Below are 23863 nucleotides of genomic sequence, written 5' to 3' on the forward strand. Positions count from 1 at the left end.
TACGAGTATGTACGAACTTTTTTTTAAGGTTTGCGCTATCATTGGTATAGCTCAAGCTGATGTCTTATCCAGGAGCCTTATGATCCCTAACCATCCCGAACCTGAACAGATACAGCTAGAAAACGTGCTTTTAGCGCTGGGTAATCCGCTGCGTCTCGCCATCATCCGCCAGCTTGCAGACGGCAGCGAAGCAAGCTGCAACGCCCTGCGACCGCCGGATATCGCGAAATCGACCATGACACACCACTGGCGCGTACTGCGCGACAGCGGGGTCATCTGGCAGCGGCCACAGGGGCGAGAAAATATGATTTCATTGCGCAGCGAGGATCTCGATAATCGCTTTCCCGGCCTGCTGGAAACATTGTTGCGGGTGATGAATAACGCGGCTCCGCGCGCCTGAGTCAGGCGCGCCAGCGACATCAGAACGCCGGGGACCCGCCGTCGTATTGCAGGCTAAATTTCGCATCGCCGCGCTTTACGCTGGCGCTTACCGGTGAATTGAAGTGCATACCGGTCACGCTGAGATTATCTGTCGCTACCCGCTCAAGCAGGCGTTTGCGCGTTGTCGCCGCGGTCACCGGATCGCTGTCAAAGGCAATGGTGACATTCGGCTGCTCCACCTGAATATGCGGGAAATGGACGATATCGCCCCAGATTAATAGCGAATCCTGCGCGTTCCCGACCACATAGCCGGTATGCCCCGGCGTGTGACCAGGCAGTGGCACCGCCTGAATACCGGGCAAAATATCTTCCTGTGTGAAGGTCACCAGTCTGTCGTCATACGCGGCAAAAGCATTTTGTGCCAGCTCGAACGAGGGCTTAAACCTCTCTGGTGCGCTGGCCTGCATCGTTTTGTTGCGCCAGAACGCCAGTTCACGCTCGTGCACAAACAGCCGTTCAACATGGCGAAAATGGGGCGTGGCGAGCGGCCCGGCAAGGCCACCGATATGGTCTGGATGGGCATGTGTAAGCAGGACGGTGTCGATCTGCAAGGGATCAATTCCTGCCGCCGCCAGCGCCACCGGCAGCCGCCCGCCCCAGCCTTTGAAGTTGCCCGCGCCGCTATCCACCAAAACCGTATGCTGCCCGGTCTGGATCACGTAGATGTTGATGTTCATACGTGGCAACGTGCTCACGCCCCGCGCCTGCAGCAGGGCTTCGGCTTTTGAGCCGGTGATCCCCGAAAGTAGCTCAAACGACCCATCCAGGTAGCCATCGCTGAGCATGGTAACGATGCTATCGCCCACTTTTTTCCGGTTGACCATGGGTGCCTGAACCTGGTGTGTTAACGGCATGATATGACCTCTCTGGTTGGTGTGGCTTAAGCATAAGTCGTTGGTGAGGCAGTAAACAGAGGCTTTTTCGTATTACACTGTTATCCACAGAGTAATAATCGTTAGCTGAGGCCATCCCGATGCGTGCCAGAATGTATGAACAGATGAGCATTTTTGTTGAAGTCGCCGAACGGGGAAGTTTCGCCCGGGCAGCGGATGTGCTCCACCTGCATCGCCCCGCCGTAACCAAAGCCATCCAGCAGCTGGAAGAGGAGCTGGGTACGCGCTTACTGCATCGCACCACCCGAAAAGTCAGCCTCACCTCAGAGGGCGAGCTCTTTTACCAGCGGGCAAAAGGGTTGCTGCATGAGGTTGAGGATGTGATGGCATCGTTTTCGCCGACGCGTCCTCCTCGCGGTCGACTACGCGTTGATACGCCACTCTCGCTGGCACATGCCGTACTGATCCCGGCGCTGAGGGACTTTCAGGCCCGTTATCCGGATATCGAACTGGAGCTGACCTCTTCCGATCATCGGGTTGATATGGTGGCTGAGGGCATTGATTGCGTGATCCGCCTTGGCGAATTGCAGGACTCTACGCTGGTGTCACGACGTCTGGGCGATGCGCGGTTGGTCACCTGCGCTACGCCGGAATATCTGGCGCACTATGGCGTGCCCGGCACGCCGGAGGATCTCGCCAGACACCAGACCGTGATGTTTTTCAGCGGGCACAATCGGGTTGTGATGAAGTGGCGATTTATAAAACAAGGTACGCCGGTGACGGTACACCCGGCCAGACACATGCTGGTCGACAACACCGATATTATGCTCTCCTGCGGGCTGTCGGGGCTGGGGATAATCCAGGGTATCCATGCGGTTATGGCCCCTCATCTCGCCGCCGGCCGACTGGTGGAAGTGCTCTCTGAGTACACCACCGCATCGAAACCGGTCTCGGTTCTCTTTCCGGACCGACGCTATCTGACACCTAAAGTACGGGTCTTTATCGACTGGCTGAGTGAGCTTTTTGCCGAAAAATCGGGGGTTTTATAAGATTGTTATCCTGAAAGAAACAGTGCGTGAAGAGCGGCGATGGTATTTATTCACAAACCTTACAGGTAAATGCCGTAAGAGAATGACCCGATGTTGCCCTCCTCCTTTGCGCCACAATTCCGCCAAAAAAAACGGTAACCTTCGTTACCGTCTTTGCCTTACAGAGAATATCCCGGCTTCTTAATCAGCTCGTCGAGCTTCGGGCCAATCTCCGTATCCCAGACCTGCGCTTTCCAGTCTGCTTCCTGAACTTCGTTAAGCGCCACGGAAACAGCGCGATCTTTACTGTTCAGGTGACGAACGATCACCTCGGCGATCTCCTCTGCCAGAGCGGTTTTTTGTTCGTCATTCAGATCGCGCGGGAAACATTTAATATCAACGTGTGGCATAAGCAGGGCTCCTCTATCAGTTAGCCTTTCACGCTATCAGATTATCTCGTTAGCTTTTAGCACCTTGTGCAGTTTAGCGAGCTGGCTCACCTTATCGGCGATGGCGACGATATTGGGGGTATTGGCCGCGAACCACTCGCCGCGCGGCCCCCAGCTACGCATCACCACAAGGTAGGCATCGAGTAAGGTGAGTTGTTCGCCAAGGGCCCACGGCGTGGCCTTGAGATGGTTATCCAGCCACAGATAGAGCGATTTGCGGTACTCCCGACAGTTTTCTTGCAGTTGCTGCGGTGCATCAGGCGCCCAGCGCTCCGGATAATCGGCGTAGGTAAAGGTGGGATAGACGTTAGCGACCAGCCAGATGAGTAAGCGCTGAAACTGCTGACGTTCACTGTGCCCTACCGGCGGCGCCAGTTCGGGGCAGCGGTCGAGGATCATCAGCGCAATCGCGGCGGTCTCCGTCATGATCTCGCCATTCTCCAGTTCTAGCGTGGGCACCTGGCACAGCGGGTTAAGCCGCTCAAGCCTTTCGCGCTGCGGCCCGGGGGCGTCAAAGCCCTCTACGTTGATAAACTGATACGGAATATCGGCGAGGGTCAGCATCACCTCACTGATTGCCGAGCCCCAGCCGGGTACGCCATAGACTTTAATCATGCTGCCTCCACGCAAGAGAAACCCTAAGTGTAGAGCAGCATTAGTAGGTTATCCCCGGCGGATTGACCTCCGATCGTTCCACCGCTTCGCCCTGCTCGCCCCAGCGCGCCAGCACCTGCTGATACTCCCCGCGCTGGATGGCTCCGTCCAGCGCCGCCTGCAGGGCATAGACCAGGCCATTGCCCTTCCTGGTGGTGGTTGCCACATAAGCCTTCTTCGGCCCTAACCCGACCACGCGGGTTTTGCCGGTGAGGGCCGCTTTGTAAGCTGAGACCGACTGCGGCCCGAAGAAGACATCCGCCCTGCCGGACTGTATATAGAGATTGCCCGAGGCATCGTCCGTCAGATAGACCGGCAGCGCCGGCTGGCGCCCCGTCCGAATATTTTCTTCATTCCAGCCCAGCAGGATCCGCTCCTGATTCGTCCCCGAGCCGACAATCACTTTTTTGCCCGCCAGATCGGCAGCCGTGTTGATCGACGCTATTTCGCTGGTGGATTTCACCGAAAAAGCCAGCGAATCCACGCGATAGGTGGCAAAGTCGAATTTCTGTTTACGCTGCTCCGTCACCGCTATGTTCACCAGCGCCACGTCGTAGCGCCCGGCGATGATCCCCAGCGGCCAGTCTTCCCAGGCCACGGGAACCAGCTTCAGCTTTAACCCGAGACTGCCCGCCAGCAGCCGGGCAATATCCGGATCGCTGCCGATACGGGTGCGGTTATCGCTGGCAAGGAGCGCCAGCGGGGGCGAGTTGAGGGCCGAGATCGCAACGGTCAGGGTGCCCGGCTCGATAAAACGATAATCTGCCGGGATCTTCGCCACCGCCTGTTTATCGAGAGTTACCGTCAGCGGCTGTTCATTGGCCTGCAGATCAATGCTGGCGTGGCTTGCGGTGGATACGAGTAGCCCAGCCAGAAGTCCATATTTCATCTACGCTCCTTACAACACTTTCGAGAGGAACTGGCGCGTACGCGCATGGGAAGGACGGTTCAAAACTTCGTCGCTGCTGCCCTGCTCCACAATTTTGCCATCGACCATAAACACCACCTGGTCCGCCACTTCACGCGCAAAGCCAATCTCATGAGTCACCACGACCAGCGTGGTGCCCGAGCGGGCCAGCTTTTTAATCACATCCAGCACTTCGCCCACCAGCTCAGGATCAAGCGCCGAGGTAGGTTCATCAAACAGCATGACGCGCGGTCGCAGCGCCAGGGCGCGGGCGATGGCAATACGCTGCTGCTGCCCACCGGAGAGATGGCGCGACCAGGCGTCGGCCTTATCGCGCAGCCCTACCACATCCAGCAGCTCGTAAGCGCGTTCTATTGCCGCTTTACGGGTCAGTTTTTTGTGCGCCACGGGTGCTTCAATCAGGTTTTCCAGCACCGTCAAATGCGGGAAGAGGTTGAAGTTCTGGAACACATACCCCACGTTCACCCGCTGTTTGAGGATCGCTTTCTCCTTCAGTTCAAAGAGCTTGTCGCCCTGACGGCGATAGCCAATGTAGTCGCCATCTATCTGGATAAACCCTTCGTCCACCCGCTCCAGGTGGTTAATGGTGCGCAGCAGGGTTGATTTGCCCGAGCCGGAGGGGCCGAGGATCACCGTCACGGAACCCGGCGGGATCTCCAGCGAGACGTTATCCAGCGCCTTGTGGCGACCAAAAAACTTACTGACGCCGGTGATTGAAATATGTCCTTCAGGAGAGGCTGGCATGGATAGGCTCCTGTGTCTGGGTGGGAGTGACGGAACGGCTGCGGCTGGCGCTGCGGTTCTGGTTGACCGCGGAGCGACGCTCGCTGCGGGCGAGGCCGCGCTCCACCAAGTGTTGAATAGCCGAAAGGACGGTCGTGATCGCCAGATACCAGACGGCACCCACCATCAGCAGCGGTATCACCTCCTGGGTACGGTTGTAGATCATCTGAATGGTGTAAAAGAGCTCAGGCATCGCCAGCACGTAAACCATTGCCGTCCCTTTGGCGAGGCTGATGATCTCGTTAAACCCGGCCGGCAGAATGGTGCGCAGCGCCTGAGGCAATATGATGCGCAGGGTACGGCGCGAGGCAGGTAACCCCAACGCAGCGGCCGCTTCATACTGACCGTGATCCACCCCCAGAAAACCGCCGCGAATGATCTCGGCGGTATAGGCGCTCTGCACCAACGTCAGCCCCACTACCGCCGTGGAGAACTGCCCGAGCACGTTAATGGTCTCAAAACGGCCCCAGGTGATATGTGTAAAAGGCACTCCGAGAGAGAGCGTGTCGTACAGATACGAGAAGTTATAGAGAATAATCAGCACCACGATCAGCGGTAGCGAGCGGAATAGCCAGATATAGCCCCACGCAAGGCCACTGAGCAACCACGACGACGACAGACGCGCCAGCGCCAGCATGCCGCCAATTACCACGCTAAGCGCGGTGCCAATCAGGGTGAGTAAGAGCGTCTGCCCCACCCCTTCCAGGATGACCGGGTCGAAGAACCAGTGGGCAAACACCGCCCACTCCCAGCGCGGATTAAAGGCCACCGACTGTACGACCACAGCCAGCACAAAGAGCGCCACAACGGCCCCCAGGGTACGCAGCGGGTAGCGCGCCGGGACCACTTTGATGGTTTCAACGTTGTTCATTGTCACTTCCTCATGCGGTTTTACTGAGCGCTTCGCGCACCAGCGTTTTGGTGAAGCGCAGACGGCCATCGAACGGTGGCTGGCTGTACTCTTCCGGATCGCGATTCAGATCGAACTGCGGCTGATACCCCTGACTGAGATAGAGCCGCACCGCCTCTGGCTGGCGAAAACCGGTAGTGAGGTACATCTGGCTATAACCTGCACGCACTGCCCTGCGCTCCAGCTCCTGCACCACCCTGGCCGCCAGCCCCTGCTGACGCAGCGTTTTGTCCGTCCAGATCCGTTTGATCTCTGCGGTTTGGGGATCAAAGGCTTTATACGCGCCGGTGGCGATAATCACCCCGTTGCGCTCCAGCACGATAAACAGCCCCTGCGGCGGCAGATACCACTCGGTCAGTTCGACTTCCGCATCTTTCGAGAAGTAGTCGCCGTAGCGGTCGGCATACTCCTGGAACAATCCTTCGAGAATCGGCTGCAGATCGGCATCTTGCGGCGAAACGTCGCGAAATAGCTCGCTCATGGGACCTCCTTAGTCGCCAAGTCCGGCCGGATTCACTTCAGAGTGCGGAATACGCTCCACGCCCTCGCCCCAGCGGTTGAGTACCTTGTCGTAATCGCCGTTTTTGATCGCTCCGTTGAGCGCGGTCTGCACCGGCTCGACCAGGCCACCGCCTTTTTTCAGCGTCACGGCGATGTGCGCCGCCTTCGGCCAGCCGCCATCCACGCTGCCCACTAATTTCGTTTTACCGGTGAGCGCGGCTTTCCAGGCCCCAATCACGTTCGGGCCAAAAAAGGCATCTGCGCGACCCGACTGGATCGCCAGGGTTTGCGCCGCATCATCCTTGGTATAGACCGGGATAAAGGGCTTCAGCCCTTTTTTGAGGTTCTGCTCATTCCACGCCAGCAGGATGGCCTCCTGATTGGTGCCGGAGCCCACAATAATGCGCAGCCCGGCGATATCTTCCGCTTTCTCAATGGCGTGGATCGGACTGGAGGATTTAACGTAGAAGCCGAGAGAGTCTTTTCGGTAGGTGGCAAAGTCGAACTTCTCTTTGCGCGCTTTGGTCACGGTAATATTGCTGATTGCGGCATCATATTTGCCGGACGAGACCCCTAGCGGCCAGTCCTCCCAGGAGGTTGGCACCACGTTCAGCGCCAGCCCAAGACTATCGGCGACGAGCCGTGCAACGTCGACTTCACTGCCCAGCAACGTTTTGTTGTCATCAGAAAAAACGGTCAGCGGCGGTGAATTTAGCGCTGCTACCGCCACGGTAAATTTCCCCGGCACCGCAAAGCGATAGTCTTTCGGCAACTGTGCCACCGCTTCGTCGTTTTTCGGGGTATGGATCGGGGTTTTATTGGCCTCAAGGCTCACGCCGGTGCCATTAATATTGACATTCTCTGCCCAGACGGCAGGGGTAAAGGCCAGCGCGAGCGCCAGAATAAGCGATGTTTTCTGCATAGCGGATGTCTCTTTTATTATTTTACGAACTGGTTTTCAGGCTGCTCTAACCCCAGGCTGTCGCGCAGGGTGGAGCCGGGATAGTCGGTGCGGAACAGGCCGCGGGCCTGCAGGATCGGCACCACCTCATCGACAAAGCGCGGGAAGGTCTCCGGCGTGCCGCCCTGAATGATAAAACCGTCCGCGCCCCGGGCGTCGAACCACTGCTGCAGACCGTCTGCCACCTCTTGCGGGGTGCCGGAAAAGCGCGGGCGCGGTGAGGCCGCCTCCAGCGCAACCTGGCGTAGTGTGAGATTGCGCTCGCGGGCATTGCGCTTGATCTCATCGGTAGTGCTGCGAAAGCTGTTCTGCCCCAGCTCGCCGATGTCCGGGAAGGGTTCGTCGAGAGGATATTGCGCGAAATCGTGATGCTCGAAATAACGCCCCAGATAGTTGAGCGCGTCATGAATGGACACTAACTCCGCCGTGGTTTGATATTGTTGCTCTACGTCATCGGCATCTTTGCCCACGATGACGCTCACCCCCTGAAAAATATGTAACTCCTCGGGGCGGCGGCCGTGTAATTCGAGCTGTTGTTTAACATCCTGATAGAAGGCGCGGGCCTCCTGCAGGCTGTCGTGGTGAGTAAAAATGGCGTCGGCATGTTTCGCCGCCAGCTTTTTGCCGTCGTCTGACGCCCCGGCCTGAAATACAATCGGTCGCCCCTGCGGCGTGCGCCCGATATTCAGCGGCCCTGCTACCTGGAAGAAATCGCCCCGGTGGTTGAGGGTATGCAGCTTTTCAGGATCAAAGAACTGACCGCTCTCTTTATCACGAATAAAAGCGTCTGCCTCCCAGGAGTCCCAAAGCCCTTTTACCACCTCCAGATACTCGTCGGCGATGCGATAACGTAGCGCGTGCTCCGGATGTTTATCCCGGGAGAAGTTTTTCGCCGAGCCTTCCAGCGGCGATGTCACCACGTTCCAGCCCGCGCGCCCGTTGCTCAGGTGGTCGAGGCTGGCAAACTGCCGGGCCACGGTAAAGGGTTCGCTATAGGAGGTGGAGAGCGTGCCTACCAGCCCCAGGCGTGAGGTCAGGGTCGCCAGAGCGGATAATACCGTCAGGGGTTCGAAGCGATTTAAAAAATGCGGAATCGACTTCTCATTAATATAAAGACCGTCGGCGACAAAAATAAAGTCCAGCTTGCCCGCTTCCGCCTTTAATGCCGTCTCTTTAACAAAGTTAAAATTAATACTGGCATCGGCAATCGCCGCCGGATGGCGCCAGGCCGACATATTTCCGGAAGCGCCATGCAGTATGGTCCCCAGTCGCAATTGTCGTGTTGCAGACATATTCACCCCTTAACGATTAAATGTGTTGTAACGCTTTCTCGGCAAGCTGCGCGAAATATCGGGCGGCGGGCTCGATTAATGCCTCGTCCGGATTGAACGCCGGATGATGCAGTCCGAACGCGCTGGCGCTGCCAATACTGACGAACGCACCGGGGATCTGCTGCAGGTACACCGCAAAATCTTCTCCCCCCATATGCAGTTCGGCGTGGTGGGTTTCGTAGCCGGTTTCCCTGGCCACGGCGGTGGCGAAATCAGCCCAGTGCTCATCGTTAACCAGCGCCGACGGGCCGGTATACCAGGTGATATCAATCTGGGCGTTAAACGCGCTGGCAAAGCCGGCGGCAATTTCACTGACCCGATCCTTCACCTTCTGCTGCACCTGAGTGCTGTGGGTGCGCAGGGTCCCCTCCAGCTCGACGCTTTCCGGCAGGACGTTCCAGGTATTGCCCCCTTCGATACGGGTTACGCTGAGCACCACCGACTCCAGCGTATTAACATTACGGCTGGCCACGCTCTGCAGGGCCGTAACTAACTGGCTGGCGAGCACGATAGCGTCAGAGCCCTCATGCGGGCGCGCCGCATGGGCACCTTTACCGGTGATACGGAAGACAAAACGATCGACGTTGGCATAGAACGGGCCCCCACGGGTGGCAAAGGCTCCCACCGGCAACCCAGGTTCGTTGTGCATGCCAAAGATAGCGCTGACACCCTGCAGGGCTCCCGCGCGGATCAGGCTTTTCGCGCCGCCAAAGTTCTCTTCTGCGGGCTGGAACAGAATACGCACGCGACCGGGCAGCGTGGCTTCACGGGCTTTTAGCTGCAGGGCCGCGCCGAGGATCACGCTGGTGTGAATATCGTGACCGCAGGCGTGCATCACCCCGGCGTGCTGCGAGCTAAACGCAACACCGCTGCGCTCGTCGATGGGTAAGGCATCAATATCGGCCCGCAGGGCGATCTGTTTCGGCCCGGTGCCGATCTCGGCGATCACGCCCGTCGGGATGTCATACGGGAGTACGGCGATCCCGGCGTTATCGAGCCAGCGGCGAATGCGGGCGGTGGTTTCCACTTCCTCGCCCGACAGCTCCGGGTAGCGATGCAGCTCGCGCCGCCAGGCGATCAGTTGTTCATTGAAGTTCATGCCAGCACCTCGCGAGTTTGCGCCAGCAGACGTAAGGACTGCGCCCGGCTCTGCCCGTCGGCGATCGGCGTATCGATAATAAATTCGTCGATGCCCCAGCGGTCATGCAGCGCCTGCAATTGCGCCGCCACTGACTCTGCGGTACCTGCCAGCAGCGACTGGGCGCGCCGGGCAATGCGCAGCGGCTCGCTTCCCGCCTGGCGTGCGAAAGCGTAAGCCTGCTCTTCGCTGGCTACCGACACGCGCTGGCCGTTCACCAGCTCCACGCCCCACACCTCGACCTTTTCCGCCAGGGTATCGGCCTGGGCCTGGGTCGGCGCAACGATGGCCTGCACGGCCACTATCACGTCCAGCGCACTGCTGGCGCGCCAGGTGGCAATGACATCGCGTAGCAGATCGGGGTCGCCGTTCAGGTGCGCGGCGAAGACAAAGTTCCAGTTGAGGCGCGCCGCCAGCAGTGCGCTCTCGATGCTGGCCCCCAGCAGATACCCCTGCGCCGGAATGGCGGGCAGCGGAGTGGCACGCAGTTCGTTATCAGAGGGGGTTAGCCAGCCGTCCAGTTGGGTCAGTTGTTCAGCGAAACTGCCCTTCTCCTGCGGATTCACCCCCTGTTGCAGGGCGCGGGTCGAGAGCGGCAGCCCGCCCGGGGCTTTGCCAATGCCGAGATCGACCCGGCCAGGGGCGAGATTGGCCAGCACGTTGAAGTTTTCTGCCACTTTATAGGGGCTGTAGTGTTGCAGCATTACGCCGCCAGAGCCGACGCGGATGCGGGAGGTCTGCCCGAGGATCCAGGCAATCAGTAACTCCGGGGATGGACTGGCCAGCTGCGCGGTGTTGTGGTGCTCGGCAATCCAGAAGCGGTGGTAACCCCAGGCTTCGGCCTGCCTGGCCAGCTGTAAGGTACGCGCCAGCGCATCGGCGGCGGTGTCGTTTTCCGCGACGGGACTTTTATCCAGAATGCTGATTCGCCAGGACATGTTTTGTTCTCGTTTGACTTAACATGTCGTCATTATTAAAGGGCGATTTCAGCGCTGAGAAACAATTAATTTACATTTGGTTTGCCAGAAATCAGAAATAGCGCAACGAATTACGCCATTGTGCGCAGCTCAGCAATCAGATCGTCGGCCTGCTGGCGTCGGGTTATTCGCACAAAGCGAATATGGGAAAATTGCGGGTTAGCCATGTCGGCTTCATAGCGCGCACGGTTGCTGCGCCAGGTTTTAATGGTCCAGAGCAGAACCGATTCGCGGCTGAAGAAGGAACGGCGAAAGCTCTCGCGATTGCCGGTGCCGGGCCATAACTCTTGCTGGCTCCAGGCGCGTTTAGCTGCCCTTACCACCGCCTGGCGAAGCGTACGCATAAACCCGTAGTCAACCCAGATAATCAGATCCACATCGCGCCACTTTACGGGACGCGTGCGATTGTAGTTGCCATCCAGCACCCAGCCCGGCGTAGCACTGAGGACGTTTTCCAGCTTTGCAAAGAGCTCCTCATCAGACGTACCTTGCCACGCTGGCCGCCAGTAGAGCGTATCCATTTCGATATAAGGGAGATGCAGTTCGGCGGCAAGGCGTCGCGCCAGGGTGCTTTTGCCACTGCCGCTGGTACCAATAAGATTGATCTTCACAAACGGGCTCCGTCAGGGATTATCGGGGGCGTATAATAGCGTTTTCACCTTGTTAATGAAACGGCAGTTCAAAACAATAGTTTTGCCCACGGATTCATTTCGCGCTTTTTATTTCACTTAAGTCACTTCATTCACCCGTCCTGTTTATTAATATGGTAATGTTATTTTCATTTTTATTACATTATCGTCGGCACGGTATTAAAAAATATTTAATTTAGGCACTTTCTAATTCCAGATATTTTGTGGAGAATACGCCGCCTGGTTTATAAAAAATAAATACTTTATCTTGCCTGATACTTTATCGGGTAATCGCTATTTATGACGACACCACCCTGGAGTAACGTATGAGGCGTAACAGTCCTGTTACACAAAACGAGTATTTGCTTAACGATGGCACGACGTTAATGTCGACCACGAATACGCAAAGTCATATTACTTACGCCAACTCGGCCTTTATTGCGGCCAGCGGTTATAAAGAAGAAGAACTTATTGGCGAGCCGCATAATGTGATTCGCCATCCGGATATGCCGCCGGAGGCCTTTCGCGATCTGTGGTACACCCTGCAACAAGGCGAGAGCTGGACAGGGCTGGTGAAAAACCGCCGCCAGAATGGCGATCACTACTGGGTGCGTGCCAACGTGACGCCCGTTTATCAGAACGACACGCTAACCGGCTATATTTCGGTGCGAAATATTCCCCTGCGCGACGAAATCGCCGCCAGCGAAAAATTATACGCGCGCGTATGCAATAATGAATTAAAAGGGCATCGCTTTTATAAAGGAGTGCTGATGCGCCGGGGTCTTCTCTCCTTCTTATCATTATTTAAGCGTATTAGCACCGCCAGCCGGGTCAATTATGCAATGGTGGTATTCGCCGCTCTGGCAATGACGACCCCTTTTTTATTTACTCAGCCGCTCTGGCAAGCCTCCGTGCTGGCCCTCTTATTTGTCTTGCAGGCATGCTATCTCAATAGCCAGATTTGCCGCCCGCTAAAAACAATCGTTAAACAGATGCAGCGCGTCGTTTCGGGCCGAAAAACCGATTATTACCATTTTGACCGCGTGGATGAAATTGGGTTGATGATGCGCCTGGTAAACCAGTCCGGGTTGAATCTCAATTCGCTGGTTGACGACGTAGGAACTCAAATTACCGGTATTCGCGAGATCAGCCAGCGGGTAGCCACCGAGGGCGATGCGCTGCAGGCACGTTCGGAGGAGATGGCGGACGATCTGCAGCAAACCGCCGCCGCCGTAGAAGAGATAGCCAGTGCGGTAAAACAGACCGCCGAAACAGCCCGTGAAGCGATTCTGATGGCCGACCAGACCCGTACCAGCGCAGACCATAGCGAAGCGATCATGAAGCAGACCATTGGCATGATGCAGGCAGTATCACAGGATAATGGCCAGATCGTCGACATTATCGGGGTGATTGATCGTATCGCGTTTCAGACCAATATTCTGGCGTTGAACGCCGCGGTCGAGGCCGCGCGCGCCGGGGACGCCGGTCGGGGCTTTGCGGTGGTGGCAGCCGAGGTGCGCCACCTGGCGCAGCACTCTGCCTCCGCTGCAAAAGAGATCAAAGCGCTGATTGAGAAAAACGTCGCCAGCGTTAACGCCGGCGTGAATAAAGTGGAGCAGACTGAAACCCACCTGAGCGCAATGATCGGCAACGTGCTGACCATGTCGACATTGATTAAAGAGATAGGCCACGCGACTCAGGAACAGACGCAGGCGTTGTCCCTTATCAATACCGCCATTTCACGTATTGGCGTGATGACCCATAACAATACCGCCATGGTTGATAACGTCACCCAGGCGGCAAATCACCTCACCCAACGCACCACCCGTCTGCAGCACGCGATTGCGGTATTTGGCGGCTAAACGGTCGCCCTTCGTCAGGTATCGGGCCGTTAGCGGCCCTGATACTGCTCGTCGCTGACTTTTTCCATCCACGTCACCGGGCTGCCGTCCACCGATTCCGCAATAGCAATATGGGTCATTGCCGTTTCGCTGCTCGCCCCGTGCCAGTGTTTTACGCCGGGTGGGATCCAGGCGATATCCCCTGCATTCAGCTGCTGCGCCTCTTCGCCCCATGCCTGCAGCCAGCCGCGCCCCTGGGTGACAATGAGCGTTTGTCCCAGCGGATGGGTGTGCCAGGCCGTGCGTGCGCCGGGTTCAAAGGTGACAGTTGCGCCACCGACGGTGGCGGGCCCGGTTGCCTGAAACGGGGCATCAATGCGTACGGGGCCGGTAAACCATGCTTCGGGGCCGCGCACGGAGGGCAGTGAACCATTTCGGATAATTTTCATTTTCGCTCCTGTTTAGCTGATGCGTTAACAGTAGCGCACCTCTGCTGCGCCGATTAGACTGCATAATCAGAAAGGAACCATGAGCCAAATTCATTAATGGGAAGCCCGGCATGCTGAAAGACAATTTTAACGATCTGCTCTCCTTTATGGTGGTGGCACGCGAGCGCAGCTTTACCCGTGCGGCGGCGCAGCTGGGGGTCTCTCAGTCGGCGCTTAGCCATGCGATGCGTAATCTGGAGGCGCGCCTTGATGTGCGCCTGCTGACCCGCACCACGCGCAGCGTGGCCCCCACCGAGGCGGGCGAGCAGTTATTTCTCCGTTTGCGCCCCCATTTGCTGGAAATTGAACAAGAGCTGACAGCCCTGCGCGATATGCGTGACCAACCGGCCGGGAATATTCGTATCACCGCCGGAGAGCATGCCATGTCGGCGGTGCTGTGGCCGGTACTGAAGCCGTTTATGGCACAGTATCCCGATATCCATATTGAGGTGACGGTCGACAACGGGTTGACGGACATTGTTGATGGCCGCTTTGACGCGGGGATACGGCTTGGTGAGCAGGTGGCGAAAGATATGATAGCGGTACGGATCGCCCCGGATATGCGCATGGCAGTCGTCGGCTCGCCCGCCTATTTTGCCCGTTACGGCGTGCCAGAAACGCCAGAACAGCTGGAAAACCACCGCTGCATCAATATGCGTTTACCGACGCGCGGTGGATTATATGCCTGGGAGTTTGAAAAAGAGGGCCGGGAGCTGCGGGTGCGGGTTGACGGGCAGCTTACGCTCAATAACCTGCCTCAGCGACTGGATGCCGCCGAGGCCGGGTTAGGTCTGGCCTACGTGCCGGATGATACTGTCCAGCAGGCACTCGCCGAAGGTCGGTTGATTCGGGTACTGGAGGAGTGGTGCACGCCTTTCGATGGCTATCACCTCTACTACCCCAGCCGCCGTCAGCACACCACGGCCTTTGCCCTGTTTCTGGAGGCGTTACGTCAGCAATAGTTTATTTGCCGACGCGCGCCTGAAGATGTTTCGGATAGCGATCTCCTACTACATCAATGCCTTCCAGCGCCTGGTTGATTCGTGCCAGCGCGTCAGGTGACAACGTCACCTCTGCGGCACCGAGGTTCTCCAGCAGACGGTGCTGTTTGGTGGTACCGGGGATAGGCACTATCCATGGCGCTTTCGCCAACAGCCACGCCAGGGCAATCTGCGCCGGGGTCACCCCCTGCTCTCTGGCGAGGCGTTGCACCACATCGATGAGCTGCTGATTCGCCAGCCGCGAGGCTTCGCTAAAACGCGGCACCTGATTACGGAAGTCCTGCGCATCAAACGTGGTTTGTGCATTAATCGCGCCGGTCAGAAAACCTTTCCCGAGCGGGCTGAAGGGGACAAAGCCGATATTCAGCTCAGCCAGAAGCGGTAAAATGGCTTTCTCCGGCTCCCTCCACCAGAGGGAATATTCGCTCTGCAAAGCAGAAACCGGGCACACAGCATGGGCGCGGCGGATAGTCTCTACCCCCGCCTCAGAAAGGCCAAAATACTTAACCTTCCCCTCTGCAATCAGATCCCTGAGGGTACCGGCCACCTCCTCGATGCCCACATCCGGATCGACGCGGTGCTGATAATAGAGATCGATAACCTCGGTTTTCAGCCGTTTCAGCGATCCCTCCACGGCGGCGCGAATGTGCGCCGGTCGGCTGTTCAATACCTGACCCGGCTGCGTACAGTCGAAGCCGAACTTGGTAGCAATCACCACTTGATCACGTACCGGCGCCAGCGCCTCACCGACCACCTCTTCATTGATGAACGGGCCGTAAATTTCTGCCGTATCAAACAAGGTCACCCCGTTTTCTACGGCGTTACGAATCAGAGAGATGGCATGCGCTTTATCGGTTGCCGGGCCGTAGCCATAGCTTAGCCCCATGCAGCCCAGCCCGAGGGCGGATACCTGTAAACCGTTTGAACCTAACTGTCGCTGCTGCATTGTTTGCCTCATGAGGTTGTTAAATGACCTCAACAAGTGTGAACGGAAAATTTAATGAATACCACGCCAGCAATATACTTAACGTTATGAATTCAATTCATCAATTTCACTGTCCAATAATTAAGCAAACCTGATGAGTTGTACGCCATTTAAGCGAAATACAGTTTCAAAATTTTAACCGATTCAGCCCTCTGTAACCCGCGCCTGCTCTGACCAGACGAATTTTTTCGAGCTCCATCACTTTCGACCCGTTATATTTTGCGTCACTTATTAATTGCGGGTAGGATGCTTCGCCATGTTTCGCCTATTCCACACGAAGAATAACTGGAAAGGGAGCATGTTTCCGGCCAAAGGCAATCGTTTGTGTCGCCGGGGCCGGAGAGAGGACATCCGAGGATGATTCAGACAGGTAAACAGGTAACTCAATGAAAACAAGCAATAAAAGCGCAGCCGACCATCAGGCGGCAAAACGTCGCTGGCTGGATGCCCACGAAGAGGGGTATCACAAGGCGATGGGCAACCGTCAGGTGCAGATGATCGCAATTGGCGGCGCAATCGGTACGGGGTTGTTTTTAGGTGCAGGCGCGCGCCTGCAGATGGCGGGTCCGGCACTGGCGCTGGTCTATCTGGTATGCGGCATCTTCTCTTTCTTCATCTTACGCGCATTGGGCGAACTGGTTTTACACCGCCCCTCCAGCGGCAGTTTTGTTTCCTATGCCCGTGAATTCCTGGGTGAAAAAGCCGCCTATGTTGCCGGCTGGATGTACTTCGTCAACTGGGCGATGACCGGTATTGTCGATATCACCGCCGTGGCGCTCTATATGCACTACTGGGGCGCGTTTGGCGATGTTCCACAGTGGGTCTTCGCGCTGGGCGCGCTGGCGATTGTGGGCACCATGAACATGATTGGCGTGAAGTGGTTCGCCGAGATGGAGTTCTGGTTTGCGCTGGTAAAAGTTCTTGCGATTGTGATCTTCCTGGTAGTGGGTACCGTGTTTCTCGGCACCGGCAAGCCGCTGGATGGCAACGCCACCGGCTTCCATTTAATCACGGATAACGGCGGCCTCTTCCCGCACGGCCTGCTGCCTGCACTGGTACTGGTTCAGGGCGTGGTCTTCGCCTTTGCCTCCATTGAGCTGGTCGGTACCGCGGCAGGCGAATGTAAAGATCCGCAGACGATGGTACCGAAAGCGATCAATAGCGTGATCTGGCGTATCGGCCTGTTCTATGTCGGCTCCGTGGTGCTGCTGGTACTGCTGCTGCCGTGGAATGCGTACCAGGCAGGTCAGAGCCCGTTCGTCACCTTCTTCTCGAAGCTGGGCGTGCCGTATGTGGGCAGCATCATGAACATCGTGGTGCTTACCGCCGCGCTCTCCAGCCTGAACTCAGGCCTCTACTCCACCGGCCGTATTCTGCGCTCTATGTCGATGGGTGGCTCTGCACCGAAGTTCATGTCAAAGATGAGCAAGCAGCAGGTCCCTTATGCCGGGATCCTCGCCACGCTGGTAGTCTATGTGTTTGGCGTGTTCCTGAACTATCTGGTGCCTTCTCAGGTATTTGAGATTGTGCTGAACGTTGCCGCGCTGGGCATTATCGCCTCCTGGGCCTTTATCGTGGTGTGCCAGATGCGTCTGCGCAAGGCCATCAAAGAGGGTAAAGCCGCCGAGGTGAAATTCAAGCTGCCGGGCGCACCGGTGACCTCCTGGCTCACCCTGCTGTTCCTGTTTAGCGTGCTGGTGCTGATGGCCTTTGACTACCCGAACGGGACCTACACCATCGCGACCATTCCGCTGCTGGCTATTCTGCTGGTTGCCGGCTGGTTCGGGGTGCGTAAGCGCGTGCATGAAATCCACAGCACTGCCCCGGTTCATGCTGAAGAGGGAAATCAGGATGGTCCGCTGGTTGAAGAGACCTCGCGTTAATCAAACTTAGCCACTAAAAAAAGGGAAGGCATAGCGCCTTCCCTTTTTATTTGCCTGCGTAAGGTCAACTACCCTTACAGCGCAATACGAATCACATCGTCAGGCTGGGTCGCTTCCTGCTGACGGGTAGACTTCTGCTTCACCGTCACGTACAGGGTTTTGCCATCGGCAGAGAGTGCCAGGCTATTCGGGAAGGTCGGGGTCTCGAAGGTTTTCGTCACTTTATAGGTTTTGGTGTCGATCACGCTCACTTTACCCGCTTCGCGATGCGTCACGTAGGCTTCATTACGCGTCGGGTTGAAGAGCACGGCCAGCGACTCTGGCGCCGCCACTTTCTTGATCACGCTGCCATCTTTCAGCGAGACAACCAGCACTTCCGGCTGTTTGGAGTCGGTAAGGAAAGCGCGCTGGCCCGCCACGTCCAGGCTCAGGTTCAGGTAGAAGTGCTCTTTCCCGTCATCCTGCAGTTTTTTACGGCTGAGAATTTTGTGGGTAGCGGTATCAATGGTCAGCAGTTCACCGTCGGCATTGGTGGTGTAAAGGCGTTTCGCCTGTGCATCCAGCGCCAGACCGGTGCTGAACTTACCGGTATTGGCGATAGTCTCTTTCAGCTTCAGCGTGGCGCCGTCCACAACCCAGATCACGCTCTCTTTGCCGATACCGGTGATATAGACGGTGTTGGTGGTGTCATCGGCCACCAGCTCGCGCGGCTGCAGCGGTTTAACCGTTTCGCTGCGCTGACGATCGTCCAGCACCAGGCGCCCTTTTACTTCACCCGTTTTCGCATCGATCGCGGTGACGGCGCTGTTGGTGGTATTGCCAAACCACAGGGTTTGCGTGGCGTTGTTGATGGTCGCGCCAAAAGGTTTCAAATCGTTATGAATGGCCTGGGTCACTTCGAGGGTGACGGGATCAAGACGATAGACCACCCCGCCTTTATCTGTTTTGCGGCTCTGGGTGGTGGCAACCCACAGCGCGTTCTCCTGCTGGCTGACGGCCATCTCGTAAGCGCCTTTTCCCACCGCTTTACGCAGCATCTCTTCGGCGGCATGGACATTGAACGTACCCGCTACCAGCAGAGAACCCAGCAGCAAAGAACCACGCAGACGCGGTGAGCACAGATGACGTAAATTCATAACAACTCCCTTTTAAACATAGGTGGAATGGCTGACATCGCTTCCGACTGCAAAGTCATGGCTTTGCATTTATTGAATGCGAATACTAATCATTATTTATATGAATGTGGAGTAAATCTTGCCGCTTCCGTCGCGATCCGTCTTTTTTATCTACACTTCGATTAACGCAATGTGCGTTTATGGTTTTCAATACATTTACAAAACATTTAACATACACGCACATGTTCCATTTGGTACGTTTAATTCCACTATCGGCAACTATTCATGAAAATCATTTCTGCCAGTAAGGCAACGTTTCCCCTGCTGTTGGTTCCTGTCGTCTTTACCCCCGTTAACGCCATGGCTGCCGACGAACAGACCATGATCGTCAGCGCAACGCCGCAAACCGTTTCAGAACTGGACACCCCCGCCGCCGTCAGCGTGGTGAACGGCGAAGATATGCGTCAGGCTACGCCGCGTATTAACCTGTCGGAGTCGCTGGGCAGCGTGCCGGGCTTGCAGATTCAGAATCGCCAGAACTATGCCCAGGATCTGCAGTTGTCGATGCGTGGCTTTGGCGCCCGCTCTACCTTCGGCGTGCGCGGCATCCGTATGTATGTCGACGGCATCCCCGCGACGATGCCGGATGGCCAGGGACAGACCTCCAATATCGATCTCAGCAGCGTCGAGAGCGTGGAAGTCTTGCGCGGCCCCTTCTCTGCCCTGTATGGCAATGCCTCCGGCGGGGTGATCAACGTCGCCACCGAGACCGGCAAACAGCCCAATACCATTGAAGCCAGCAGCTACTATGGCAGCTTCGGCAGCTGGCGTTATGGCATGAAGGCCACCGGAGCGATGGGCGACGGCACCCAGCCGGGCGACGTGGATTACACCGTTTCAACCACCCGTTTCACCACCAAAGGCTATCGCGACCACAGCGGCGCGCGTAAAAATCTCGCCAACGCCAAACTGGGCGTGCGCATTGACGATGTCAGTAAGCTGACCCTGCTGTTCAACAGCGTGGATATCAAAGCCGACGACCCGGGCGGGCTGAGCGAACAGGAGTGGCGTGCTAATCCGACCCAGTCGCCGCGTGCCGAACAGTACAATACCCGCAAAAACATCAAACAGACGCAGGCCGGCTTGCGCTATGAGCGTCAACTGAGCCAGCAGGACGACCTGAGCGTGATGATGTACGCGGGTGAGCGTGAAATGACCCAGTATCAGTCGATCCCCATTGGTCCGCAGCAGAATCCAACGCACTCCGGCGGCGTGATTGATATGCAGCGTCATTATCAGGGTATCGACACCCGCTGGACCCACCGGGGCGAGCTGCTGGTGCCAATGACTTTCACTACCGGTCTTAATTACGAGAACATGAGTGAAAATCGCCGCGGCTATGAAAACTACGTGCGCAATAACGGTGTGCCTACTTTCGGCGAAAAAGGTAACCTGCGTCGCAAAGAACGCAACCTGATGTGGAACGTCGACCCCTATCTGCAGACTAGCTGGCAGCTAACCCAGAAGCTGACCCTGGACGCGGGCGTGCGTTACAGTTCGGTCTACTTTGACTCCAACGACCACTATATTCAGGGCAAAAATGGCGATGACAGCGGCGACGCCAGCTACCACAAATGGCTGCCGGCCAGCTCCCTTAAATATGTGGTGACCGACGGCTGGAATCTGTATGCCGCGGCCGGACGCGGGTTCGAAACCCCGACCATCAACGAACTCTCCTACCGCTCAGACGGCCAGGGCGGGCTTAACTTCGGCCTGAAGCCATCGACCAACAATACCTGGGAAGTGGGGAGCAAAACGCGAATTGGCAATGGTCTGCTGACCGCCGCGCTGTTCCGTACCGATACCGATGATGAGATTGTGGTCGATGCCAGCGGCGGCGGCCGTACCAGCTATAAAAACGCCGGGAAAACCCGCCGTCAGGGGGTCGAAGTGGCCCTGGATCAGCAGTTCGCCGAGAACTGGAAGCTGAAAATGGCGTGGACCTATCTGGATGCCACCTACCGCACGAACGTCTGTTCTGACAGCGACTGCAACGGTAACCGTATGCCGGGTATCGCCCGTAATATGGGCTTTGCCTCCTTTGGCTGGCAGCCTGTTGAGGGCTGGTACGCCGGCACCGATGTGCGCTATATGAGTGACATTATGGCGGACGATGAAAACACGGCGAAAGCCCCCTCCTATACCGTTGTCGGCCTGAACACCGGCTACAAGTTTAACTACGGTAACTGGGGAATGGACCTCTTTGGTCGCGTGGATAACCTATTCGACAAAGAGTATGCCGGTTCGGTTATTGTCAATGAATCGAATGGGCGTTACTACGAACCCGCGCCGGGACGTAACTACGGCGTCGGCTTGTCGGTGTCGTACCGTTTCGAGTAATAAAAAACCGGCAGCCTTGCGCTGCCGGTGCTCTTTTTAAGCCAGCTGCGCCTTCTGATCCAGGCGGAACGCGGCGACCAGCGTCTCCAGCAGACGCGCCTGATCTTCCAGCGCCTCTGCCGCTGTTGACGAGGCGCCCACCAGCGAGGCGTTTTGCTGGGTTGTGGTATCCAGCTCCATCACCGCACGCGAAATCTGCTCAATGCCGCGGCTCTGCTCTTCCGATGCCGAGGAGATCTCTCCCATAATGTCATTCACACGGGTTACCGAGTTCACCACCTGCTCCATGGTCTGCCCGGCTTTCGCCACCAGGTCGCTACCGGTGGTAATGCGCGAGACCGATTCGCTAATCAACAGTTCAATATCCTTCGCCGCCTGCGAGCTACGCTGCGAAAGGCTGCGCACTTCGCTCGCCACAACGGCAAAGCCGCGCCCTTGCTCACCCGCGCGGGCGGCCTCGACGGCGGCGTTCAGCGCCAGGATATTAGTCTGGAAGGCGATACTGTTAATCACCGCGGTGATATCGGCAATTTTCTGCGAACTGGTATTGATGTCGCTCATGGTACTGACCACATCCTGCATCACGCGTCCGCCCTGGGTAGCGGTTTGCGAGGCTTCTGCCGCCAGCTGACTGGCGTGACGGGCGTTGTCGGCGTTGTTTTTTACCGTGGCGGTGAGCTCTTCCATACTGGCGGCGGTCTCGACGACGGCAGCTGCCTGCTGCTCGGTACGGGAAGAGAGATCGGTGTTGCCCTCGGCGATTTCGGAAGCCGCCAGCGACACCTGCGCCACGCTGCTGCGTACTTCGCCAATCATGGCGCGCAGTTTCTCGTTCATCCGGCCCATCGCCCCGGTCAGTTTACCCAGCTCATCTTCACCCTGCGGATGGATTTCGGAGCTGAGGTCGCCGCTGGCAATCCGTTCCGCCAGCTGCAGGTTGTGTTTCACCGGATGGGTGATCTGGCGGGTGACCCACCAGGAGACGATGATCCCGAACAGAATCGCCACCACGCCAACAATGGCAGTGATGGTACTGGAGCTGTAAGCCAACGCATCGTTATGCTTTTTCACGAGGGCGATAATGGCGCGCAGAGAGGCGCTACTGTCATCCCCTGCGGATTTGACGTTATCTTCTGCCGCTTTCAGCGCGGCAACGGCTGCCGGGTCGTTCTTGTTAGCGGTATACGCCGTCATGGCGGTCTGCATTTCGCTTACGCTACGGCCAAAACGGGCCAGGTGCCCCGCCACATCATCGACAATCGCCTTCTCTTGCGTGGTCCACTCCAGCTGCTGCGCTTCGGTGGTTAATTCAGCGGCGTGTTTGACATAATTTGCCATCAGCTGACCCGACTTCTCGTCAGCGGTATAGAGGAATTTGAGACGGTTAATCTTGGCCTGGAAAACCTCGATGTTGATGTTGTAGATCAGATTGGTTTGCTGGTAGACATCGCGGATCTCTTTAAAGCGCAATACGCTCATCAGTGTTGATACCGCCACTAACAGCAGCACCAGACCAAAACCTGCGGCGAGCTTTTTGCTCATTTTTATATTACGTAATCGTTGACTGACACTCATTCCTGGCTCCTTAAAAGGCAACTGTGCCTTTTAAGGTTATCGGCAGGACAATTGGTTATTTCAGCGTCAGTCTGGTCTTATCAGTCGAGAAATGAAATAACGTTTCCGGCAGCACAAAGTCTGCCGGAAATTATTGACAGCGCAATATCGAGCGATATTACCGCCGAGCCCGGTTTAAAAAATGACTTAGCTTAAATATTGCAGAATCAATATGTCGTTCGCTTCATCTATTACTTTATCGATGGCGGTCCGACAGCCCTCGACATCGCCTTTTTCTAGCGCACGGAGCAGTGCATCATAGCGATACGTAGACGACGGGAGATCGATATTCTCGTCATAGAGGCAATTAAAACAGGGGCCAATGCGTACCCATAGCTGCTCAATAAGCGACATCAGCGTGGGCATACCGGCATAGTGATACAGCGTAAAGCGAAAAGCCCGGTTGGCATGCAGCGCTCGCTCAACTTCACCGTTGTGCATCGCTTCATGGAATTTCTCTGACAGGTTTCGCAACGTCGTCAGTTTCTCGGCGGACATTTGCAAACAGGCCTCTTCAGCGGCCATGCCCTCCAGCGTCTTACGAATGGCGTTAACTTCTCTATAACGCTCAAGTGACACTTCCGGCACCAGAAACGCTTGCGCCGGGGTCGCGTGCAGTGCACCTGCGGAGACCAACCGCAGCAACGCTTCACGCACAGGAGTAATACTGGTACCTAATTTATCCGCAATCTCTTTGGTGACGAGCCGGGCGCCTGGTTTCAGCGCGCCTGCAATCAGGGCGCTTTTAAGACTCATTTCAACCTGCATCGTCAGGCTCATTCGTTGAGCTTTTTCTAAGTTGTCCAAATCCAGCATGTTCTATTCCTGTAACTAACACTTACCTTTGTTAGCCGCAGCGGCGGGAAATTCGCCACTGCGGGTATGATATGTCCTGTATCTGCATGCCTGGTTCGTGCTAAGAGAAACAATAAATAACAGCAAACCTGCCTAAGTGATTGAATTAACTCAATCC

The 23863-nt window shown here is 56.7% G+C and carries 21 protein-coding genes and 1 pseudogene; 6 read left to right on the forward strand and 16 right to left on the reverse strand.

What is annotated here, in order from left to right; translation table 11 throughout:
- Positions 1-79: 79 nt before the first annotated feature.
- Positions 80-400, forward strand: a complete 321-nt coding sequence (locus B3B59_RS10970; RefSeq protein WP_233802338.1) for an ArsR/SmtB family transcription factor — start codon at positions 80-82, stop codon at positions 398-400.
- Positions 401-419: 19 nt separating this feature from the next.
- On the opposite strand, the gene B3B59_RS10975 is transcribed toward B3B59_RS10970, so the two are convergent.
- Positions 420-1295 (reverse strand): MBL fold metallo-hydrolase, encoded by an 876-nt coding sequence (locus B3B59_RS10975; protein WP_233802336.1) that lies wholly within the window; start codon positions 1293-1295, stop codon positions 420-422.
- 119 nt (positions 1296-1414) lie between these two features.
- Here B3B59_RS10975 and B3B59_RS10980 point away from each other — a divergent pair, with 119 nt between their 5' ends.
- Positions 1415-2323: a LysR family transcriptional regulator gene (locus B3B59_RS10980; RefSeq protein ID WP_233802334.1), complete on the forward strand. Its 909-nt coding sequence runs from the start codon at positions 1415-1417 to the stop codon at positions 2321-2323.
- A 158-nt stretch (positions 2324-2481) separates the two neighbouring features.
- Here B3B59_RS10980 and pptA read toward each other — a convergent pair whose 3' ends face one another.
- The 10 genes and pseudogenes from pptA to B3B59_RS11030 all read right to left on the reverse strand — a co-directional run bounded on the left by pptA (position 2482) and on the right by B3B59_RS11030 (position 11545).
- Positions 2482-2712: a tautomerase PptA gene (pptA, locus tag B3B59_RS10985; RefSeq protein ID WP_040075610.1), complete on the reverse strand. Its 231-nt coding sequence runs from the start codon at positions 2710-2712 to the stop codon at positions 2482-2484.
- 36 nt (positions 2713-2748) lie between these two features.
- Positions 2749-3366 (reverse strand): glutathione S-transferase family protein, encoded by a 618-nt coding sequence (locus B3B59_RS10990; RefSeq protein WP_040075609.1) that lies wholly within the window; start codon positions 3364-3366, stop codon positions 2749-2751.
- A 40-nt stretch (positions 3367-3406) separates the two neighbouring features.
- The gene (locus B3B59_RS10995; RefSeq protein WP_233802332.1) at positions 3407-4294 is read right to left on the reverse strand and encodes a transporter substrate-binding domain-containing protein; all 888 of its coding nucleotides are present in this window, start codon (positions 4292-4294) and stop codon (positions 3407-3409) included.
- A gap of 9 nt (positions 4295-4303) precedes the next feature.
- Positions 4304-5077 carry an amino acid ABC transporter ATP-binding protein gene (locus B3B59_RS11000; protein WP_212475992.1) on the reverse strand — a complete coding sequence of 258 codons (774 nt, stop codon included), beginning with the start codon at positions 5075-5077 and terminating at the stop codon, positions 4304-4306.
- Complete coding sequence (locus B3B59_RS11005; RefSeq protein WP_233802330.1) at positions 5061-5987, reverse strand: amino acid ABC transporter permease; 927 nt, start codon at positions 5985-5987, stop codon at positions 5061-5063. The genes B3B59_RS11000 and B3B59_RS11005 overlap by 17 nt, the downstream gene beginning before the upstream one ends.
- A 10-nt stretch (positions 5988-5997) precedes the next feature.
- Positions 5998-6507, reverse strand: coding sequence for a GNAT family N-acetyltransferase (locus B3B59_RS11010; RefSeq protein ID WP_212475990.1), 510 nt, complete (start codon positions 6505-6507; stop codon positions 5998-6000).
- Positions 6508-6516: 9 nt separating this feature from the next.
- A pseudogene (locus B3B59_RS11015) lies at positions 6517-8780 on the reverse strand (NtaA/DmoA family FMN-dependent monooxygenase).
- Positions 8781-8796: 16 nt separating this feature from the next.
- Positions 8797-9918 (reverse strand): amidohydrolase, encoded by a 1122-nt coding sequence (locus B3B59_RS11020; RefSeq protein WP_286808986.1) that lies wholly within the window; start codon positions 9916-9918, stop codon positions 8797-8799.
- Positions 9915-10895 (reverse strand): LLM class flavin-dependent oxidoreductase, encoded by a 981-nt coding sequence (locus B3B59_RS11025; protein ID WP_233802326.1) that lies wholly within the window; start codon positions 10893-10895, stop codon positions 9915-9917. The genes B3B59_RS11020 and B3B59_RS11025 overlap by 4 nt, the downstream gene beginning before the upstream one ends.
- Positions 10896-11005: 110 nt before the next feature.
- On the reverse strand, positions 11006-11545 hold the full coding sequence (locus B3B59_RS11030; protein ID WP_233802324.1) for an AAA family ATPase: 540 nt from the start codon (positions 11543-11545) through the stop codon (positions 11006-11008).
- Between the two features lie 344 nt (positions 11546-11889).
- Here B3B59_RS11030 and B3B59_RS11035 point away from each other — a divergent pair, with 344 nt between their 5' ends.
- Positions 11890-13425, forward strand: coding sequence for a methyl-accepting chemotaxis protein (locus tag B3B59_RS11035; protein ID WP_286808987.1), 1536 nt, complete (start codon positions 11890-11892; stop codon positions 13423-13425).
- A gap of 29 nt (positions 13426-13454) precedes the next feature.
- On the opposite strand, the gene B3B59_RS11040 is transcribed toward B3B59_RS11035, so the two are convergent.
- Positions 13455-13853 carry a (R)-mandelonitrile lyase gene (locus tag B3B59_RS11040; protein ID WP_233802320.1) on the reverse strand — a complete coding sequence of 133 codons (399 nt, stop codon included), beginning with the start codon at positions 13851-13853 and terminating at the stop codon, positions 13455-13457.
- Positions 13854-13963: 110 nt separating this feature from the next.
- Between B3B59_RS11040 and B3B59_RS11045 the strand changes: the two genes are divergently transcribed.
- A complete protein-coding gene (locus B3B59_RS11045; RefSeq protein ID WP_212475969.1) occupies positions 13964-14854 on the forward strand; it encodes a LysR family transcriptional regulator in 891 nt (296 codons plus the stop codon).
- A gap of 1 nt (position 14855) precedes the next feature.
- On the opposite strand, the gene B3B59_RS11050 is transcribed toward B3B59_RS11045, so the two are convergent.
- Entirely contained in the window at positions 14856-15839 is a 984-nt protein-coding gene (locus B3B59_RS11050; protein WP_286808988.1) for an aldo/keto reductase, read from the reverse strand.
- Positions 15840-16264: 425 nt separating this feature from the next.
- Between B3B59_RS11050 and ansP the strand changes: the two genes are divergently transcribed.
- Positions 16265-17761, forward strand: coding sequence for an L-asparagine permease (gene ansP / locus B3B59_RS11055; RefSeq protein WP_046885388.1), 1497 nt, complete (start codon positions 16265-16267; stop codon positions 17759-17761).
- A gap of 74 nt (positions 17762-17835) precedes the next feature.
- On the opposite strand, the gene B3B59_RS11060 is transcribed toward ansP, so the two are convergent.
- Positions 17836-18897, reverse strand: a complete 1062-nt coding sequence (locus B3B59_RS11060) for a YncE family protein (protein WP_207293740.1) — start codon at positions 18895-18897, stop codon at positions 17836-17838.
- Positions 18898-19161: 264 nt separating this feature from the next.
- Here B3B59_RS11060 and pqqU point away from each other — a divergent pair, with 264 nt between their 5' ends.
- Positions 19162-21276: a TonB-dependent receptor PqqU gene (gene pqqU / locus B3B59_RS11065; RefSeq protein WP_286808989.1), complete on the forward strand. Its 2115-nt coding sequence runs from the start codon at positions 19162-19164 to the stop codon at positions 21274-21276.
- A 36-nt stretch (positions 21277-21312) separates the two neighbouring features.
- Here the strand turns inward: pqqU and B3B59_RS11070 are convergent, their stop codons facing one another.
- Positions 21313-22851 (reverse strand): methyl-accepting chemotaxis protein, encoded by a 1539-nt coding sequence (locus B3B59_RS11070; RefSeq protein ID WP_286808990.1) that lies wholly within the window; start codon positions 22849-22851, stop codon positions 21313-21315.
- Between the two features lie 186 nt (positions 22852-23037).
- The gene (locus B3B59_RS11075) at positions 23038-23706 is read right to left on the reverse strand and encodes a GntR family transcriptional regulator (protein ID WP_046885384.1); all 669 of its coding nucleotides are present in this window, start codon (positions 23704-23706) and stop codon (positions 23038-23040) included.
- Between the last annotated feature and the right edge of the window lie 157 nt (positions 23707-23863).

The organism is Leclercia sp. UBA2479 (genome assembly GCF_002341985.1).
Taxonomy (GTDB): domain Bacteria; phylum Pseudomonadota; class Gammaproteobacteria; order Enterobacterales; family Enterobacteriaceae; genus Enterobacter; species Enterobacter pneumoniae.

What these genes read in the sequence shown, in the direction of transcription:
- B3B59_RS10970 (WP_233802338.1), top strand. Translation starts at nt 80, where the DNA reads ATGATCCCTAACCATCCCGAACCTGAACAGATACAGCTAGAAAACGTG.
- B3B59_RS10975 (WP_233802336.1), bottom strand. Translation starts at nt 1,295, where the DNA reads ATGCCGTTAACACACCAGGTTCAGGCACCCATGGTCAACCGGAAAAAA.
- B3B59_RS10980 (WP_233802334.1), top strand. Translation starts at nt 1,415, where the DNA reads ATGCGTGCCAGAATGTATGAACAGATGAGCATTTTTGTTGAAGTCGCC.
- pptA (WP_040075610.1), bottom strand. Translation starts at nt 2,712, where the DNA reads ATGCCACACGTTGATATTAAATGTTTCCCGCGCGATCTGAATGACGAA.
- B3B59_RS10990 (WP_040075609.1), bottom strand. Translation starts at nt 3,366, where the DNA reads ATGATTAAAGTCTATGGCGTACCCGGCTGGGGCTCGGCAATCAGTGAG.
- B3B59_RS10995 (WP_233802332.1), bottom strand. Translation starts at nt 4,294, where the DNA reads ATGAAATATGGACTTCTGGCTGGGCTACTCGTATCCACCGCAAGCCAC.
- B3B59_RS11000 (WP_212475992.1), bottom strand. Translation starts at nt 5,077, where the DNA reads ATGCCAGCCTCTCCTGAAGGACATATTTCAATCACCGGCGTCAGTAAG.
- B3B59_RS11005 (WP_233802330.1), bottom strand. Translation starts at nt 5,987, where the DNA reads ATGAACAACGTTGAAACCATCAAAGTGGTCCCGGCGCGCTACCCGCTG.
- B3B59_RS11010 (WP_212475990.1), bottom strand. Translation starts at nt 6,507, where the DNA reads ATGAGCGAGCTATTTCGCGACGTTTCGCCGCAAGATGCCGATCTGCAG.
- B3B59_RS11020 (WP_286808986.1), bottom strand. Translation starts at nt 9,918, where the DNA reads ATGAACTTCAATGAACAACTGATCGCCTGGCGGCGCGAGCTGCATCGC.
- B3B59_RS11025 (WP_233802326.1), bottom strand. Translation starts at nt 10,895, where the DNA reads ATGTCCTGGCGAATCAGCATTCTGGATAAAAGTCCCGTCGCGGAAAAC.
- B3B59_RS11035 (WP_286808987.1), top strand. Translation starts at nt 11,890, where the DNA reads ATGAGGCGTAACAGTCCTGTTACACAAAACGAGTATTTGCTTAACGAT.
- B3B59_RS11040 (WP_233802320.1), bottom strand. Translation starts at nt 13,853, where the DNA reads ATGAAAATTATCCGAAATGGTTCACTGCCCTCCGTGCGCGGCCCCGAA.
- B3B59_RS11045 (WP_212475969.1), top strand. Translation starts at nt 13,964, where the DNA reads ATGCTGAAAGACAATTTTAACGATCTGCTCTCCTTTATGGTGGTGGCA.
- B3B59_RS11050 (WP_286808988.1), bottom strand. Translation starts at nt 15,839, where the DNA reads ATGCAGCAGCGACAGTTAGGTTCAAACGGTTTACAGGTATCCGCCCTC.
- ansP (WP_046885388.1), top strand. Translation starts at nt 16,265, where the DNA reads ATGAAAACAAGCAATAAAAGCGCAGCCGACCATCAGGCGGCAAAACGT.
- B3B59_RS11060 (WP_207293740.1), bottom strand. Translation starts at nt 18,897, where the DNA reads ATGAATTTACGTCATCTGTGCTCACCGCGTCTGCGTGGTTCTTTGCTG.
- pqqU (WP_286808989.1), top strand. Translation starts at nt 19,162, where the DNA reads ATGAAAATCATTTCTGCCAGTAAGGCAACGTTTCCCCTGCTGTTGGTT.
- B3B59_RS11070 (WP_286808990.1), bottom strand. Translation starts at nt 22,851, where the DNA reads ATGAGTGTCAGTCAACGATTACGTAATATAAAAATGAGCAAAAAGCTC.
- B3B59_RS11075 (WP_046885384.1), bottom strand. Translation starts at nt 23,706, where the DNA reads ATGCTGGATTTGGACAACTTAGAAAAAGCTCAACGAATGAGCCTGACG.